Raw genomic sequence first — 13,820 nt, forward strand, 5'->3', positions numbered from 1 at the left:
TGGCCCGTCGCGCGGCACCCTCGTCGGGGCGGTGCCTACGGTCGTTCGTGGGGACTGTAACGACGGGGCCCGGGTCGGCATTCCGACCTGCGGGAACCGCATCCTGACCCCTGCGGGCCGGGCGGGCGGCGGGTGGTGCTGCGATCGTCAGGGTGTGTAACGACCCCGGCCCGGCCACGATTCCGGCCCACGGGTGCGACCGGTCACTGGACAAATCTCGCATACCGTGCAGAGCCTAAGCTCTGCGTGGAGTCCGAACACCCCAGGGTTCGACAAAAGACCCAAATCTCTCATCGCCGCTCGCCTGTCGGGCCGCGCACTCGGCTTGATCCTCTCGGGTTCTGGAAATCGGGGTGTCCAGGTGGGCGGGATGCCCCGATTTCAAGGAACCCGAGTCGATAAGGTGCGCACGGTCGGTCGCGACGGTGTCGGCGGGCCTGTCGACGGTGTCGGCGCGCGGACAAGCCGTGTCGGGGGTCGATCGCGACCGTGTCGGCGGTGGCGTGTGGGATTTGACCATGCGACACGAAACCGCGCCTCCGGGGCGGAGGCGCGGTTCGGGGACGTGTGGGGTCAGGCGACGTTGCGTTGGGCCGGGACTGTCGACTTGTGTGGGCGGCCCAGTCGGGCTTCCAGGCGTGCGACGTCGACCCGGGCGTGCCGGCGGTCGGCCAGATCTTCCCAGCCGACGGCGAGCAGCCGAAGCCGCTCCGACTCGCTGAAGCCGCCCCATACGCCGTACGGCTCGCGGACGGACAGGGCGTGCGCGGCGCACTCGGCCCGGACCGGGCAGGCGCGGCAGACCGACTTGGCGGAGGACTCCCGACGCAGTCGGGAAGAGCCTCGCTCGCCGTCGGGGTGGAAGAACTGGGCGCTGTCCCGGCCTCGGCAGGCACCGAGTCGCTGCCAGTCCCAGAGATCGACGATGGGTCCGGGCAGTCTACGTACGTTCGACATCAGCACCCCTCCTCCCGCGCGGCTCCGCGAGAATCCATGTGGCCGGCATCCGGGCGGCGGGCCGCGCAGGCGCACCGTTCCCGGCCTGGACCCCCCGGTACCCGGGCCGTCGTCGCCTCACACTTCTGTGATCGAAAACGTCCTAGAAATTGCGGCTTTTGCCCCAACTGTCGGAAAAGTTCGAAGGATTGCCGGGAACCTCCTCCCCAGCCGACCCCGTCATGGTCTGCTCGTTGGCGGAGAGGAGACCACAGTGCGTACCGTTCTTGTGTGCGTTCGGACACCACTCGCGGCCCAGCACCTTACTTCTGCTGCCGCGCGACTGGGGTTGTCCGCGATCGTTCGTACCGCCGTCTCCGATCCCGAGGTGATGCTGCGGCTCGCCGAGCGACCGGCCGACGTTGTGCTGGCTGACACGGCCCTCACCCGGCCGGACAGCGCCGGCTTCGTCCGTCGGGTGCTGGCCCGTGCGCCGCAGGCCGCGGTGCTGCTGCTCGGCACCGAGGAGTCCGAGGCGGCGGCGGCCACCATCAGCGCTGGGGCGCGCGGTCTCATCCAGAATGTCGACCATGACCTGACCAGCGCGGTGGCGAAGGCGCTGCTGCTGCTCACGGCCCCCGGGCGGGCCTCGCGGCAGCGGATCACCGATCCGGCCCGGGACGCCGCGGCGGTGGGTGGTTCGGGTCGCTCCGGGCCGTCGCCGCGTGGCTCGGCCGAGCCCGGCTGGACGGGCACGCCCGGCGAGGGGCAGGCGGGTGTGCCGTCGGTGCCGGTGCAGCGGGGTGACGACGAGGCCGAGGCCGCGACCGGCGAATCGGCGGCCGAGCAGGCCGACCCGGCCCGGCCCGGCCCGAACACCCGGCCCACCCGGGCGTCGATCGGGCTCACCGAGCGAGAGCTTCAGGTGCTGCTCGGCATGGCCGAGGGCAAGAGCAACGCGGAGATCGGCCGGGAGTTGTTCGTGTCGGAGGACACCGTCAAGACACACGCCCGCAGGTTGTTCCGCAAGCTTGGCGCTCGCGACCGGGCGCACGCGGTGGCCGCGGGCTTCCGGGCCGGCCTGGTCGCCTGAGGCGCGCCGCCGTCACTCGGCGGCGGTCGGGGTGCCCGGCTCGTCCTCGGTGCCTTCGCTCAGGGTGTCGTGCACCCCGTCCGCGTAACCCCGGGCGTAGTCCCAGGTCACGTAGTGATCCGGGTCGGGGTCGTACGCGGGCTCGTGCACCCGGGGGCGACCCGAGTTGAGCAGGTGTCGCAGGTTGCCGCGGAGCAGGTCCCAGTCGAAGTAGTGCGGCTCCCGGCAGTCCTCACATTCGATCACCAGCCCGCGGACCCCGATCGGGGCCAGCAGAGCCTGGTAGATCTCCAGGTCAGCGAGGTCTTCCAGCACATCCTGCCGCTCGACGTCGGTCAGCGGATCCGGCGTCGCGTCGTCGCCCGGGTCATCCAGACCCGCGGTCGGATCGGCCGGGTCGCCGTTGAACGGGTCGATGGGCTCGTCGTGCACCCCCTCACCGTAGACCCAAGGCGGCGGGGACGTCCGCCCCCCGGGCCTTGCGCCGGCCCGGCCCGCCACGGACGAGTCGCCCAGCTCACTGGGTACGATGAGGCGACGTGCCGGCACCGTGGTGCGCTCCGGTGCCCGCCCGCGCCACCTCGCTGAAGCCCATCCGAGCAGCTCAGGGGAGCAATCGTGGAAAATTCGCCCAGCAACGATCTTCCGGCCGGCGTGGAGCACGCCGACCTGGGCGGCCACCTGCCCGAGCTGCCGGCCGGCTCTGCCCGCGTGGTTCCGCTCGGGCTCACCTTCGACGACGTGCTGTTGCAGCCGGGCGAGTCGGACGTGGTTCCCAGCCGGGTCAACACCCGGACGAAGCTCACCCGCAACGTCGAGTTGTCCATTCCGCTGCTGTCCAGCGCGATGGACACGGTGACCGAGGCGCGGATGGCGATCGCCATGGCCCGCCAGGGCGGCATCGGCGTGTTGCACCGCAACCTCTCGCTGGAGGACCAGGCGCTCCAGGTCGACCTGGTCAAGCGCTCCGAGTCCGGCATGATCACCAACCCGGTGACCGCCAGCCCGAACGACACGCTGCGCGAGGTCGACGAGCTGTGTGGGCGTTACCGCATCTCCGGCGTGCCGGTGGTGGACGGCGACGGCCAGCTGGTCGGCATCGTCACCAACCGGGACATGCGGTTCGTCTCCGAGCCGGACACGCCGGTCCGCGAGATCATGACCCACACCCCGCTGATCACCGCCCGGGTCGGTGTGAGCAAGGACGACGCTCTGGCGCTGCTGCGCCAGCACAAGGTCGAGAAGCTGCCGATCGTGGACGACTCGGGCCGGCTGCGTGGCCTGATCACCGTGAAGGACTTCACCAAGAGCGAGCAGTACCCGGACGCCAGCAAGGACGACGCCGGCCGCCTCCGGGTCGCCGCCGCCATCGGCGTGGGCGAGGACGCGTACAAGCGGGCCCGCGCCCTGGTCGACGCGGGCGTGGACGTGCTGATCGTGGACACCGCGCACGGTCACCAGCGGGCCGTGCTGGACATGGTCCGCCGGCTCAAGGCCGACGTCACCGTCGACATCATGGGCGGCAACGTGGCCACGTACGCCGGCGCGAAGGCGCTCGTCGACGCCGGCGCCGACGGCGTCAAGGTGGGTGTGGGGCCGGGCGCGATCTGCACCACCCGGATCGTCGCCGGGGTCGGCGTGCCGCAGGTGACCGCGATCATGGAGGCGGCTCGGGCCGCCCGCCCGGCCGGCGTGCCGGTGATCGGCGACGGCGGCATCCAGTATTCCGGCGACATCGCCAAGGCCCTGGTGGCCGGCGCCGACACGGTAATGCTCGGCAGCCTGCTGGCCGGCTGTGAGGAGAGCCCCGGCGAGCTGATCTTCGTCAACGGCAAGCAGTTCAAGACCTACCGCGGGATGGGGTCGCTCGGCGCGATGCAGTCCCGGGGCCAGGCCAAGTCGTACAGCAAGGACCGCTACTTCCAGCAGGACGTGCTCAGCGACGACAAGCTGGTCCCGGAGGGCGTGGAGGGCCAGGTGCCCTACCGGGGGCCGCTGTCCCGGGTCGCCCACCAGCTGGTCGGCGGGCTGCGGCTGGCCATGGGGTACGCCGGTGCGGAGAACATCCCCGATCTGCACCGCCGGGGCCAGCTCATCCGGATCACCGCGGCCGGGCTGAAGGAGAGCCACCCGCACGACATCCAGATGACCGTCGAGGCGCCCAACTACCACACCCGCTGACCCAACACCCCCAACCACCTGGAGTCCCCCATGCGTGACGTGGTCGAGATCGGGCTGGGCAAGACCGCGCAGCGCGGCTACCACCTGGACGACATCGCCATCGTGCCGAGCCGCCGCACCCGCGACGTCGACGACGTGTCGACCTCCTGGCAGCTCGACGCGTACCCGTTCGGCATTCCGTGCGTCGGCCACCCCTCCGACGCCACCATGAGCCCGGCCTCGGCGGTGCGGCTCGGTCAGCTCGGCGGTCTCGGCGTGCTCAACGTCGAGGGCCTCTGGACCCGCTACGAGAACCCGACGAAGGTGCTGGACGAGCTGGCCGGCCTCGACGAGGAGGCTCGCGCCACCAAGCGGCTCCAGGAGGTGTACGCGGAGCCGATCCGTCCGGACCTGATCGCCGAGCGGGTGCGCGAGCTGCGCGCCGGTGGCAGCACGGTGGCGGTGCGGGTCTCCCCGCAACACACGCTGGCGCTGGCCCCGGTGATCCTGGACGCCGGGGTGGACATCCTGGTCATCCAGGGCACCATCGTGTCGGCCGAGCACGTGTCGACCACCGACGAGCCGCTGAACCTCAAGGAGTTCATCGCCGACCTCGACCTGCCGGTGATCGTCGGCGGCTGCACGGACTACAAGACGGCGCTGCACCTGATGCGTACCGGCGCGGCCGGCGTGATCGTGGGCATCGGTGGCGACGAGTGGTCGACCACCGAGTCGGTGCTGGGCATCCGGGTGCCGATGGCCACCGCGATCGCCGACGCCGCGGCGGCCCGCCGGGACTACCTCGACGAGACCGGCGGCCGGTACGTGCACCTGATCGCCGACGGTGACATCCAGACGTCGGGTGACATCGCCAAGGCGCTCGGCTGCGGCGCGGACGCGGTGATGCTCGGTGAGCCGCTGTCGCTGTGCGACGAGGCGCCCGCCGGTGGTGCCTGGTGGCACTCGGCGGCGAGCCACCCGTCGCTGCCCCGGGGCGCGTTCGAGGTGGCCGGTGAGCCGCTCGGGTCGATGGAGGAGTTGCTCTTCGGCCCGGCGGACGAGGCCGACGGTCAGCTCAACCTGTTCGGTGGGCTGCGTCGGGCGATGGCCAAGTGCGGCTACCGCGACCTGAAGGAGTTCCAGAAGGTCGGCCTGGTCCTCGACCGCTGACCGATCCGTCAGACGCCGGAAGGCCGGCCCCGCGCGGTGCGGGGCCGGCCTTCGGTGCGTTGCCCCGGGAATCCGACAAAGGCAACTCGTGGGGCCGGTGCCGCTGGCTACGCTCGTCCTGACCGGGACCCCGCGCGGGAGGAGTCTGCATGGTCCGGACCGGACGGACACCCGCCGGCACCCGGCTCGCCGCCGTGCTGGCCTGCGTCCTCGGGCTGACGTTGGCCGGTTGTACGGGTGCACAGCCCGACGGTTTCCGACCGGGCGCGGTCGACGCCGGTGACCCGTACGTGCCGGGTCGCGGCAACGGTGGCTACGACGTCTCGCACTACGGCCTGGACGTCCGCTACGACCCGTCGACCGACCGGCTGACCGGCCGGGCCGTCATCACCGCCACGGCCACCCAGAACCTGTCCCGGTTCAATCTGGACCTGGCCGGCCTGGCCGTCAGCGCCGTCCGGGTGGGCGACGCGCGGGCCGATTACCGCCGCGACGACGGCGAGCTGGTGGTGACCCCGCGCGACGGGCTCCCACACGGCCAGCAGTTCACCGTGACCGTCGAGTACGCGGGCGTGCCCACCGCCGTCGTCGACGGGCCGTTGGGCAGTGGCGGCTTCCTGCACACCGCCGACGGCGCGATCGCGCTCGGCCAACCCGACTCGGCCGCCACCTGGTTCCCGGTCAACGACCACCCGTCCGACAAGGCCAGCTACGACCTGGCGGTGGCCGTCCCGGACGGGCTGGCCGCGCTGGGCAACGGAGTGCCCGGGCCGAAGAGCAGCGCCGACGGTTGGACCACCTGGCGCTGGTCGGAACGCACCCCGATGGCCAGTTACCTGAGCACGCTGGTGATCGGTGACTACCGGGTGGAGACGGCCACGCACGCCGGCCGGCCGATGGTCACGGCGGTGGCGGCGAGCCTGCCCCCGGCCGGCGGCGCGGCCAGCTCCCTGGCCCGCACCGGTGCGATCGCCGACTTCCTGGCCAGCCGCTTCGGCCCGTACCCGTTCGACTCGTACGGCGGGATCGCCGTCGCCGACGACCGGATCGGGTACGCGCTGGAAACCCAGTCCCGCCCGGTCTACGGGCCCGCGTTCTTTACCGACGACCGCCCCAACCTGGGCGTCGTCGCGCACGAGTTGGCGCACCAGTGGTTCGGTGACAGCGTGTCGGTGGGCAGGTGGAGCGACATCTGGCTGAACGAGGGCTTCGCCAGCTACGCCGAGTGGCTGTGGGAGGAACACGACGGCGGTCGCACCGCCCAGCGCACCTTCGAGCTTCAGTACGCGGCCACCGACTGGTCGCAGCCGTCGGTCGAGCCGGGGCGGGAACGGATGTTCGGCGCGGCCGTCTACAAGCGCGGCGCGCTCGCCGTGCACGCGTTGCGACGGACCGTCGGTGACGACACGTTCTTCCGCATCCTGCGTACCTGGACCACCGAGCGGGCGGCGGCCAACGCGACCACCGCGGACCTGGTCGCACTGGCCGAGCGGGTGGCGGGTCGGCAGCTCCGACCGCTCTTCGACGCCTGGTTGGTGGGCGGGTCGGCGCCCACACTGCCGTGACGGAGCCGTGATGGCCTGTCGATATGCTGCCGCCCGGGGACGGCGGGGACAGCCCCGCTCGCGGCGAGCGGCGTAGGCCGGCACGGGGAGGGTGTGGGATGCGGGTGACGCGGCGCAGACTGCGGGTGGGCGCGGCTCTGCTGGTGACCGGGGCACTCGTCCTGTCCGGATGTGACTCGACGGGCACCGAGGCGGCGCCGTCGCCGAGCGCGTCCCCCACGCCGTCGCGGACATTCACCGCTGGCGCGCCCGGGGCCGGCGACGCCTACTTCCCGAGCTACGGCAACGGCGGCTACGACGTCGCACGGTACGCGGTCAAGGTGCGCTACGACCCCGCGAAGGACCATCTCACCGGTACGACCACCGTGCAGGCCACCGCGACTGCCGACCTGTCGACGTTCAACCTCGACCTGGCCGGCCTGACCGTCACCGCGGTCACCGTGGACGGCGCACCGGCAACCCACCGCCGGGAGCGCAACGAGCTGGTGATCAAGCCGGCCTCCGGCCTGGTCAACGGCAACGGGTTCGTCGCCGAGATCACCTACGAGGGCGTGCCGAAGCCGCTGCGGAACGAGACCCTCGGCGAGGGTGGGTTCCTGCACACCCCCGACGGTGCCATCGCCCTGGGGCAGCCCGAGTCGGCGAGCACCTGGTACCCGGTCAACGACCACCCGTCCGACAAGGCGACGTACGACTTCGAGGTCACCGTCCCCGACGGTCTCACCGCGGTCAGCAACGGCGTACCCGGCGGTAAGGCCAGCAAGGACGGTTGGACCACCTGGAAGTGGTCAGAGAAGTCGCCGATGGCCAGCTATCTGAGCACGCTGGTGATCGGCCAGTTCCGGATCACCACGGCCACGCACCGGGGCAAGCCGGTCTACAGTGCTGTCGCGATCGCGGCCAACGGTTCCGCGGATTCGTCGATCGCCGAGACCACGGAGGTCGCCGACTACCTGGAGACGGTGTTCGGGCCGTACCCGTTCGACGCGTACGGCGGTGTGGTGGTCTCCGACAACCGGATCTCCTACGCCCTGGAGACGCAGAGCCGCCCGGTCTACTCCGCGGGTTTCTTCCGGCAGGGCGTGAACACCGAGGTGGTCGCCCACGAGCTGGCGCACCAGTGGTTCGGGGACAGCGTCTCCCTGGGCAGGTGGGAGGACATCTGGCTGAACGAGGGCTTCGCGACGTACGCGGAGTGGCTCTGGGCCGAGCACACCAGGAAGTCGACAGCCAAGGCGGCGTTCGACAGCCGGTACGCCGGGGCGTCCGCGAAGCTGTGGAAGACGCCGCCGGGCAAGCCGGGGGCGAAGGAGCTGTTCAGCGAGTCGGTCTACCAGCGCGGCGGCATGACACTGCACGCCCTGCGAATGTCCGTCGGTGACAAGGCGTTCTTCCAGATCGTCAGGGCCTGGGCGGCGGAGAAGCACAACGGCACCGCCACCACCGCCGAGTTCGTGGCCCTCGCCGAGCGCGTCTCCGGCAAGCAGCTCGACGCGCTCTTCGACGCCTGGCTCTACGGCACCCAGCGGCCCGCCCTGCCCAGGCGGCTCTGACCGGGGTCAGTTCTTGACGACCAGGGCGGGGTGGGCCGCCAGGTAGGCGTCGGCGCGTCCGGCGCGGAGTTCGGTGAGGAAGGTGCGGCCCTCGCTGGTGAGCTGTTCACCGCGGTAGGCGCTGCCCTTGCCGACACCGGAACCGGGCAGGCCGACGAGCGTGAAGCGGTCCTGCGGCACCCCACCCAGGGCGTACGCGAAGTCGACGATCCGAGGCCCACCCGCGTACACGAGGGTGTCGCCGAGCGCGGCGACCACCTGGTCGACCCGCTCCGGTTGCCGGGCCAGGCCCTCGTCCAGGATCTTGCGGGTCAGTGCCCGGATCAGCTGCTGCTGGTGGCGCTGCCGGGCGTAGTCGCCGCCGGTGATGTAGCGCTGCCGCGCGTAGTCGAGCGCCTGCCAGCCGTTGAGGTGCTGGTTGCCCTTCTCGTAGACCTGCTGCGGCCCCTTGTATCCGCCGGGTGCGCTCTCCCGGTACTTGCCGTCCGGTCGGCGGTGCAGTGAGGCGACCCGCTGGTCCACGTAGATGTCCACCCCGCCCAGTGCGTTGACCAGCCGGTCGAACCCGTTGAACGTGAGCACCGCGCCCGCGTCGATGCGCAGCCCGGTGTAGCCGCTGACCGTGCTGCGCAGCAGCTCGTACCCCTGGGCGGTGCTTGGTTGTTTGGGTTTGCCCGGCACCCGGCTGCCGAAGCTCATGGCGTGCGTGAGCTTGGTCTTGCCGCCCTTGTAGCCGGCCTTCGGAAACGCCGGGATGTCCACCAGCAGGTCGCGGGGGAGCGAGAAGAGGTACGCCTGACCCAGACCCTTGGGTACGTGCAGCACCAGCACGGCGTCCCCGTGCGGCTCCCAACCGGGCACGCTGACCCGGGTGTCCACCCCGACCAGCAGCAGGTTGAGCGGGCCGGTGATGCCCGCGCCCGGCGGTGGGCCGCTCGGACTGGGGGTGGGCGTGCCGAGTGGCGACGGGGTCGGCGAGCCGGCCACCGGAGCGTCGGGTTTGCTGTCGCCGGTCAGTCGGGTGATCACCACCGCGCCGCCCGCGATCAACGCGACGGCGGCGAGAGCCGCCAGGCCCAGCAGCAACCACCGCCGGCGCGGTGCCATCGACCCGAGGATCATCTTGGATTCCTTCCACCCGTCGGGGGAACAACGCTCCGACAGGTACTCCGGGTTGCGGCCCAGGAGGTGTCGGGTCGGGTTGGCCGGTGCATGATCGCGCAAAACTGCCGCTGGCGCGACCGCTACTGGCGGGTAATGATGCCTCCATGCGGTACGACGTGGTCGTCATCGGGTCCGGCTTCGGCGGCAGTGTCACCGCGCTCCGACTGGCCGAGAAGGGCTACTCCGTCGCCGTGCTGGAAGCCGGCCGACGCTTCGCCGACGACGAGTTCCCGCAGACGTCGTGGCGGGCCCGCCGTTTCCTCTGGGCGCCGAGGCTGGGCTGCTACGGCATTCAGCGGCTCACCCTGCTCCGCCCGGCCGACCGACGGTCCGGCGGTGGGGTGCTGGTGCTGTCCGGCGCGGGGGTGGGTGGCGGTTCGCTGGTCTACGCGAACACCCTCTACGAGCCACTGCCGGCCTTCTACACCGACCCGCAGTGGCGGGACATCACCGACTGGCGTGCCGAGCTGGCCCGGCACTTCGACCAGGCGAAACGGATGCTCGGCGTCACCACGTACCCGCTGGACACCGCCGCGGACCGCGCCATGCGCGCGGTGGCCGAGCGGATGGGGGTGGGGCACACCTTCCACGCCACGCCTGTCGGTGTCCACATCGGCCGTCCCGGCCAGCGGGTCGCCGACCCGTACTTCGGTGGTGCCGGCCCGGACCGCACCGGCTGCCTGCACTGCGGCTCGTGCATGACCGGCTGCCGGCACGGGGCGAAGAACACGCTTGTCAAGAACTACCTCTGGCTGGCGGAACGGCTCGGGGTCACGGTGCACCCGCTGACCACGGTGACCGCCGTCCGGCCGGCCGTCGACGGCGGGTACGAGGTGCGCACCGAGCGCACCGGCGCCTGGCTGCGCAGGCGGCGGCAGGTGATCCACGCCGACCAGGTGGTCTTCGCCGCCGGTGCGCTCGGCACCCAGCGGCTGCTGCACCGGATGCGGGCCGACGACGTGCTGACCGGGCTCTCGCCGCGCCTCGGCGAGCTGACCCGGACCAACTCGGAGGCGATCCTGGCCGCCTCGGTGTCCCGCCACCGGGCCCGGTCCGAGCGCCTCGACTACACCGAGGGGGTGGCCATCACCAGTTCGTTCCACCCCGACCCGCAGACCCACGTCGAGCCGGTCCGCTACGGGCGGGGCTCCAACGCGATGGGGCTGCTCCAGTCGCTGCTCGTCGACGGCGGTCCGCACCGGGTGCGGCGCTGGCTGAGCAGCATGGTGCGGCAACCGCTGCTCATCGCCCGGATGCTGTCCGTGCGCGGCTGGTCGGAACGGACCGTGATCGCCCTGGTGATGCAGTCGGTGGACAACTCGCTGACCACCCGGTGGCGGCGCGGCGCGCTCGGCCGCAGGCTGGTCACCGCCCCGGGGCACGGAACGCCGAGCCCGACCTGGATCCCGGCCGGCAACACCGCCGCCCGACTGCTCGCCGACGAGATCGGCGGCACTCCCGGCGGCCCGCTCACCGAGCCGTTCGACATTCCGATGACCGCACACATCCTGGGCGGGGCGGTGATCGGGGCGACCCCGGCCGACGGGGTGATCGACCCCTGGCACCGGGTCTACGGGCACCCGGGGCTGCACGTGGTCGACGGCGCGGCGGTCTCGGCCAACCTCGGCGTGAACCCCTCGTTGACGATCACCGCCCAGGCGGAACGGGCGATGTCCTTCTGGCCCAACCGTGGCGACGAGGACCCCCGACCGCCCCTCGGCTCCCCGTACCGCCGGCTGGCGCCCGTACCCCCGCACCACCCGGCGGTGCCGACGGACGCCCCGGGGGCGCTCCGACCCTGAGGCTCGGGTCGCGCTGCGACAGTGCGGCTCGGGTCGCGCTGCGACCCGTCCTGCGTTGACGACGAGGGCCGTGATCATCGATGCTCGTGCCCGACGGTCACGGGGAGGCTGCATGGCGTTGCTGGATATCGCTGTCACGACAGTTGGCGGCGCGCTCTCGGCGACCGTCGGGGTCCTCGTCGGCGGGATGCTCACCCGGCGTGCGACGGACCAACACTGGCTCCGGGACCGGCAACTCGTCGCCTACCAGGACCTGCTGCGGGAGTACGCCACGTTCTCGATGATCCTGCGGCGCGCGCACCTGGGACGCACGGCCTGGGACTACGACTGGGGGGCGTGGAGCGCCGCACTGATGTCGGCCAGCCTCGTCGCCCCGAGCGCGGTCACCGCCGAGATCGACACGTTCGGCCAGGCGGTGCAGCGACTCCTGGACGTGACCACGTCGGTGGACACGACTACCGCACCACTGTCGCGGGACCAGTTCGAGCAGGCGATGGTGGCACCGGCCCGGGCGCAACTGGCCCTGGTCAATGCCATGCGCCGATCGGTCGGCCAGCGTCAGGGGCCGCTGTCGACGTGGTTGGGCGGAGCAGACGGCCGCCCGCCACACTGGCAGCCGGCTCAAACCGGACACAACGCGCCCTAGGGGATCGCCGCCTCGGTCACACCTGTCCTCCCGCCCCACCTGTCATCGCCGTACGTCGATGTCAAGGGGCCTCCCGGCCGGCCGCCGTGCCCGCAGCCGCCGCCGCGGCACGCCGGAGGGGCCGGCCCGTGCCCGACGTGGGCGTGACTGTCGGTAGGCTTTGCGCACATGAGCCTGCCTCGCCCCGTCCTCGTGGTGGACTTCGGAGCCCAGTACGCCCAGCTCATCGCGCGCCGGGTCCGCGAGGCGAAGGTCTACTCCGAGATCGTGCCGCACTCGATGCCGATCGCCGAGATGCTGGCGAAGAACCCCGCCGCGATCATCCTCTCCGGTGGCCCGTCCAGCGTCTACGCGCCGGACGCGCCGCAGATCGACGCGGGCGTGTTCACCGCCGACGTGCCGGTCTTCGGCATCTGCTACGGCTTCCAGGCGATGGCCCAGGCGCTCGGCGGCACGGTCGCGCGGACCGGCAACCGGGAGTACGGTGGCACGCCGCTGCGCCCCCGCCTGCTCGACCCCGGTGTGCTGCTGCGCGACCTGCCGGCGGACCTGCCGGTCTGGATGAGCCACGGCGACGCCGTCACCGCGGCCCCGGAGGGCTTCACGGTGACCGCCGAGTCGGCGGGCGCTCCGGTGGCCGCCTTCGAGGACCTGGCCGGGCGTCGCGCCGGTGTGCAGTTCCACCCGGAGGTCGGCCACACCTCGCACGGCCAGGAGATGCTGACCCGCTTCCTGTACGACATCGCCGGCATCGAGCCGACCTGGACGCCCGAGAACATCATCGACGAGCAGGTTGCCCGAATCCGCGCCCAGGTCGGCGACAAGGAGGTCATCTGCGGCCTGTCCGGCGGGGTGGACTCCGCGGTCGCCGCCGCACTCGTGCACAAGGCCGTCGGCGACCAGCTCACCTGCGTCTTCGTCGACCACGGCCTGCTGCGAGCCGGCGAGGCCGAGCAGGTGGAGAAGGACTACGTCGCCGCCACCGGCATCAAGCTGAAGGTGGTCGACGCGGCCGACCGGTTCCTCGGCGCGCTGGCCGGGGTGACCGACCCGGAGCAGAAGCGCAAGATCATCGGTCGGGAGTTCATCCGGGTCTTCGAGGCCGCGGCCCGCGAGATCGCCTCGCACGGCGACGTGGAGTTCCTGGTCCAGGGCACGCTCTACCCCGACGTCGTCGAGTCCGGCGGCGGCACCGGCACCGCCAACATCAAGAGCCACCACAACGTCGGCGGCCTGCCGGAAGATCTGAAGTTCGCGCTCGTCGAGCCGCTGCGCACCCTGTTCAAGGACGAGGTCCGCGCGCTCGGCCTGGAGTTGGGTCTGCCCGAGGCGATGGTCTGGCGGCACCCGTTCCCGGGCCCCGGCCTGGCCATCCGGATCATCGGCGCAGTCGACCAGCAGCGCCTCGACCTGCTGCGCGAGGCCGACCTGATCGCCCGCGAGGAGCTGACCGCCGCCGGCCTGGACCGGGGCGTCTGGCAGTTCCCGGTGGTGCTGCTCGCCGACGTACGCAGCGTCGGCGTGCAGGGAGACGGGCGCAGCTACGGGCACCCCGTGGTGCTGCGCCCCGTCTCCAGCGAGGACGCCATGACCGCCGACTGGTCACGACTGCCCTACGAGGTGGTGGCCCGGATCTCCACCCGAATCACCAACGAGGTGGCCGAGGTCAACCGGGTGGTGCTGGACGTGACAAGCAAGCCACCGGGCACCATCGAGTGGGAGTGACCGCCG

11 protein-coding genes are annotated in these 13,820 nt (G+C 71.7%); 8 read left to right on the top strand and 3 right to left on the bottom strand.

Annotated features, from left to right (window positions below; translation table 11 throughout):
* Positions 1-573 precede the first annotated feature (573 nt).
* A complete protein-coding gene (locus AB0B14_RS34665; RefSeq protein WP_357067606.1) occupies positions 574-957 on the bottom strand; it encodes a WhiB family transcriptional regulator in 384 nt (127 codons plus the stop codon).
* A gap of 253 nt (positions 958-1,210) precedes the next feature.
* Between AB0B14_RS34665 and AB0B14_RS34670 the strand changes: the two genes are divergently transcribed.
* Positions 1,211-2,029: a response regulator transcription factor gene (locus AB0B14_RS34670; protein ID WP_357526303.1), complete on the top strand. Its 819-nt coding sequence runs from the start codon at positions 1,211-1,213 to the stop codon at positions 2,027-2,029.
* Positions 2,030-2,041: 12 nt separating this feature from the next.
* Here AB0B14_RS34670 and AB0B14_RS34675 read toward each other — a convergent pair whose 3' ends face one another.
* Positions 2,042-2,461 carry a DUF5319 domain-containing protein gene (locus AB0B14_RS34675; RefSeq protein WP_357067611.1) on the bottom strand — a complete coding sequence of 140 codons (420 nt, stop codon included), beginning with the start codon at positions 2,459-2,461 and terminating at the stop codon, positions 2,042-2,044.
* 186 nt (positions 2,462-2,647) lie between these two features.
* On the opposite strand from AB0B14_RS34675, the gene guaB reads away from it, so the two are divergent.
* The 4 genes from guaB (at position 2,648) to AB0B14_RS34695 (ending at position 8,477) form a co-directional block, all read left to right on the top strand.
* On the top strand, positions 2,648-4,210 hold the full coding sequence (gene guaB / locus AB0B14_RS34680) for an IMP dehydrogenase (RefSeq protein WP_357526305.1): 1,563 nt from the start codon (positions 2,648-2,650) through the stop codon (positions 4,208-4,210).
* A gap of 30 nt (positions 4,211-4,240) precedes the next feature.
* On the top strand, positions 4,241-5,359 hold the full coding sequence (locus AB0B14_RS34685; protein WP_357067615.1) for a GuaB3 family IMP dehydrogenase-related protein: 1,119 nt from the start codon (positions 4,241-4,243) through the stop codon (positions 5,357-5,359).
* Positions 5,360-5,508: 149 nt separating this feature from the next.
* Complete coding sequence (locus AB0B14_RS34690) at positions 5,509-6,924, top strand: M1 family metallopeptidase (RefSeq protein ID WP_357067617.1); 1,416 nt, start codon at positions 5,509-5,511, stop codon at positions 6,922-6,924.
* 98 nt (positions 6,925-7,022) lie between these two features.
* The gene (locus tag AB0B14_RS34695; protein ID WP_357526308.1) at positions 7,023-8,477 is read left to right on the top strand and encodes a M1 family metallopeptidase; all 1,455 of its coding nucleotides are present in this window, start codon (positions 7,023-7,025) and stop codon (positions 8,475-8,477) included.
* Between the two features lie 6 nt (positions 8,478-8,483).
* Here AB0B14_RS34695 and AB0B14_RS34700 read toward each other — a convergent pair whose 3' ends face one another.
* Complete coding sequence (locus AB0B14_RS34700; RefSeq protein ID WP_357067621.1) at positions 8,484-9,599, bottom strand: LCP family protein; 1,116 nt, start codon at positions 9,597-9,599, stop codon at positions 8,484-8,486.
* Positions 9,600-9,745: 146 nt separating this feature from the next.
* Between AB0B14_RS34700 and AB0B14_RS34705 the strand changes: the two genes are divergently transcribed.
* The 3 genes from AB0B14_RS34705 (at position 9,746) to guaA (ending at position 13,814) form a co-directional block, all read left to right on the top strand.
* Positions 9,746-11,443, top strand: coding sequence for a GMC family oxidoreductase (locus tag AB0B14_RS34705; protein WP_357526310.1), 1,698 nt, complete (start codon positions 9,746-9,748; stop codon positions 11,441-11,443).
* A gap of 112 nt (positions 11,444-11,555) precedes the next feature.
* Positions 11,556-12,089, top strand: coding sequence for a hypothetical protein (locus AB0B14_RS34710; protein WP_357067625.1), 534 nt, complete (start codon positions 11,556-11,558; stop codon positions 12,087-12,089).
* 168 nt (positions 12,090-12,257) lie between these two features.
* Entirely contained in the window at positions 12,258-13,814 is a 1,557-nt protein-coding gene (gene guaA, locus AB0B14_RS34715; protein WP_357067627.1) for a glutamine-hydrolyzing GMP synthase, read from the top strand.
* Positions 13,815-13,820: the final 6 nt, after the last annotated feature.

It is taken from the genome of Micromonospora sp. NPDC049171, from assembly GCF_040648275.1.
In the GTDB taxonomy this organism is placed as follows: Bacteria; Actinomycetota; Actinomycetes; order Mycobacteriales; family Micromonosporaceae; genus Micromonospora.

What these genes read in the sequence shown, in the direction of transcription:
- AB0B14_RS34695 (WP_357526308.1), top strand. Translation starts at nt 7,023, where the DNA reads ATGCGGGTGACGCGGCGCAGACTGCGGGTGGGCGCGGCTCTGCTGGTG.
- guaA (WP_357067627.1), top strand. Translation starts at nt 12,258, where the DNA reads ATGAGCCTGCCTCGCCCCGTCCTCGTGGTGGACTTCGGAGCCCAGTAC.
- AB0B14_RS34705 (WP_357526310.1), top strand. Translation starts at nt 9,746, where the DNA reads ATGCGGTACGACGTGGTCGTCATCGGGTCCGGCTTCGGCGGCAGTGTC.
- AB0B14_RS34700 (WP_357067621.1), bottom strand. Translation starts at nt 9,599, where the DNA reads ATGATCCTCGGGTCGATGGCACCGCGCCGGCGGTGGTTGCTGCTGGGC.
- AB0B14_RS34665 (WP_357067606.1), bottom strand. Translation starts at nt 957, where the DNA reads ATGTCGAACGTACGTAGACTGCCCGGACCCATCGTCGATCTCTGGGAC.
- AB0B14_RS34710 (WP_357067625.1), top strand. Translation starts at nt 11,556, where the DNA reads ATGGCGTTGCTGGATATCGCTGTCACGACAGTTGGCGGCGCGCTCTCG.
- AB0B14_RS34690 (WP_357067617.1), top strand. Translation starts at nt 5,509, where the DNA reads ATGGTCCGGACCGGACGGACACCCGCCGGCACCCGGCTCGCCGCCGTG.
- AB0B14_RS34685 (WP_357067615.1), top strand. Translation starts at nt 4,241, where the DNA reads ATGCGTGACGTGGTCGAGATCGGGCTGGGCAAGACCGCGCAGCGCGGC.